2 protein-coding genes and 1 pseudogene are annotated in these 2,638 nt (G+C 42.6%); 1 reads left to right on the forward strand and 2 read right to left on the reverse strand.

Annotation, left to right across the window (positions count from 1 at the left end; translation table 11 throughout):
* Nucleotides 1-9: 9 nt before the first annotated feature.
* Nucleotides 10-819, reverse strand: a complete 810-nt coding sequence (locus HWQ37_RS09155; protein WP_292746060.1) for a M15 family metallopeptidase — start codon at nucleotides 817-819, stop codon at nucleotides 10-12.
* A gap of 102 nt (nucleotides 820-921) precedes the next feature.
* Between HWQ37_RS09155 and HWQ37_RS09160 the strand changes: the two are divergent.
* Nucleotides 922-1,095: pseudogene (locus tag HWQ37_RS09160) on the forward strand (AEC family transporter); the annotation flags it as partial.
* A 387-nt stretch (nucleotides 1,096-1,482) separates the two neighbouring features.
* On the opposite strand, the gene HWQ37_RS09165 reads toward HWQ37_RS09160, so the two are convergent.
* Nucleotides 1,483-2,638, reverse strand: a 1,156-nt coding sequence (locus HWQ37_RS09165; protein ID WP_292746062.1) for an alpha/beta hydrolase family protein, incomplete at its 5' end; no start/stop codon positions are given.

The raw sequence follows: 2,638 nt of genomic DNA on the forward strand, positions 1-2,638 counted from the left end.
AATTCTTCTTCAAGGCGATATTTTAGCGGGTTTCAAGTTTCTGGCTTTGTAAAACATTTCTAAACTATTGCGATCGCCTACAAAACGCCAGTGCCAAGGCTCATAACTCACGCCTTGAGCATTATCTTTAGGAAAAGACATTTCAAAGCCAAAACGCGCTGCATTCGCTTGCAGCCACTGATAAGCCTTGGTATGGTCAAAGTTAGTTTGGAGATCAGTTGCTGGTACTGCTCCGTCTCCAACATCCACAGCATAACCTGTGTGATGTTCGCTATGACCAGGAGGAGCGCTGAGGGCGGCTCGTTCTGCTGGCGTTTGATTTCGTTGCGCACCGACAGCAAAAAATAACTGTTCCTGGTCTTTGACTGAGCGAAAGCCAGAAATCGGCACTAAAATTACACCTGAACTCCTCGCTGCTGCCACCATCTCCTCAAACTTTTGGGCAGCAGCTTTTCGCATTCTAATGCCCCTATTTGCGGAGATGGTTACTAGTTCTGACTCAGGGGCTTCTGGGTATGGAAAATGCCCCAACACAGTATCGCTGGAATTATTAGATGCTGTTGGAGTTGGAGTTGTAGGAGTAGAAGTAGCTGGTAAAGGTTGAGAATCAGTGGTTTTTTTGGGTGCTGTGACAAAAAACAAAAAACCGCTAAGTAAAGCGAGCAAGACAAATCCCGCAACTCCCCCAATAAGGATAATTCGGGGTTTCAACCAGAATTTAGGTGTTGCATCAGGGGTATCGCGTACAGCCACTGGAATATCATCACCAAGGTCATTTGATGAGTTTTGCGGTCTTCCAGAAAACCCTGCCTTATTCAAGGGTAAACTCCTGTTTTTGTGGGATAACCATAACAGATTTTGCACTGGACAAAAGTAAACGTAACAGGTAGCATTTTACATCTGTGGTTTTTAGGCGCAATCTTGACAAACCTTTTAGAACTATACGTCAAGCTGGCAGGATTAGTCCTAGTAGGTTTTATTCTGGGACGCAAACTACCTGTAACAGTTCCTACACGTTTGGGACTGTTTCTTTTTTGGGTGGGAGTACCCATAAGCATAGTATCGTTTTTGCGTCAATCTAGTTTGTCAGGGCAACCTGCTGCTCATACTTGGGATCGAGTTCTCTGCCGAGCCAAAATCCTCCTTGAAAAAATCCCGTTCGATTTCGCTTTAATGGATTATTTTGGTTGGTAATTATTGCAGGATCAATCGTTTGAGCGATCGCATCGATGTTTGCTGGTTTGCTGGGTTCCTGAGCAGCGTCTAAAGCTGTAGGAATCGGAACGCTGTTCTTTAAATCAAGCGCCAGCTGTTTTAATTCCTCTTCCGGCTCTCGATATTTACTGATAAGTTCCTTGCGGGACTTTCACGTTAAGTTGACACGTATGAGCATTGCTGTGTCCTTACGAAAGATGTGGTTTTTAAACTTATTCATATTTGGTATTTATTGTCAATGTGTAAGTCTTATTAATTATTTAATTCTCATTTCTGACGAACTAATTCTTGGGGAAATCCTGGTGGTAGCGACCTAACGAAATAGACTTTGACTGGTTCATCACGATTTGAGTTCTTCACATAAGATGTACTTAGAAAAGGACGATATTCAGTCTGGTGAGCAAGATATACTTTCATGAAAGCTGTACTAAAAGCCTGAAAATGAATGCGTCCCAATTCTGGGTCACGTCCAGAGAAACCAGAGAACCTGTTAGAAGATGGTAAAATTACGCTACTCACACCAGCAATCAAATCAGTATGAGTTCCTTTGTCACCAATACCCAAATACTTGTCTTTGGTAGTCAACCAAGAAAATGCTTGTACTTGTTCCAACAAGACGGGAGTAAGCGTGTCTGAGGCTCCACCAGCAATGACTACAGGAATTTCGATTCGGCTCAGACCTGCTTGCCCAAGAATACTACTCGTAACTGGATTCAGAGCAATCACAGCTTTAACTCGGCGATCGCCTAAATCTAGGTTACTTAAGTTTTGTTGTATCTGTTCATAATCAGGAGAATTTTTTCCCAGTGCTAAAGCACGACACTGCAACAACAACGAAACATTGACCGGATCAGATTCAGATTTACAATCTTTGTGCAACTGATTAATATTGATGTGTGCGCCAGCTAAGACTAAGGCTGTGTAACCACCGAAAGATTGTCCAATCACGCCAACTTGTTGAACGTTGATTTTTCCTTGTAGCCAGGGATCGGATGTTGAACGCTGTTCTAATTGATTAAGTACAAAAGTTACGTCTAAAGGTCGGTCAATTAGTTCTGTGTCTGCAAATAGTTGTTGGCTTTTCCCTGTGAGTAGTGCTTCCATTTGGAGAGAATCACTACCAGGATGCTGAGGAACAACAACAGCAAATCCATAAGATGCTAAATTTTCTGCCAGGTAAGCAAAGCTACTGCGATCGGAACCTAGTCCGTGAGAAATGACTACAACTGGTGTAGGTGTTTGACTTTGAGGTAAATAGATATCGGTTTCAATGACTCTAGTTTTAATACTTCCAGTCAGGGATTTACGATTAGTATCCACAAAGGCGATCGCTCTTTTCTCCCAAGTAAACGATCCCGACTTGTTGTATAACTCCGGTAATTTTGAGATATCTACAGGTGGTTCAGTAGATGCTTCTGTAGTA

It is taken from the genome of Nostoc sp. NMS4, from assembly GCF_017115095.1.
Classification (GTDB): domain Bacteria; phylum Cyanobacteriota; class Cyanobacteriia; order Cyanobacteriales; family Nostocaceae; genus Nostoc.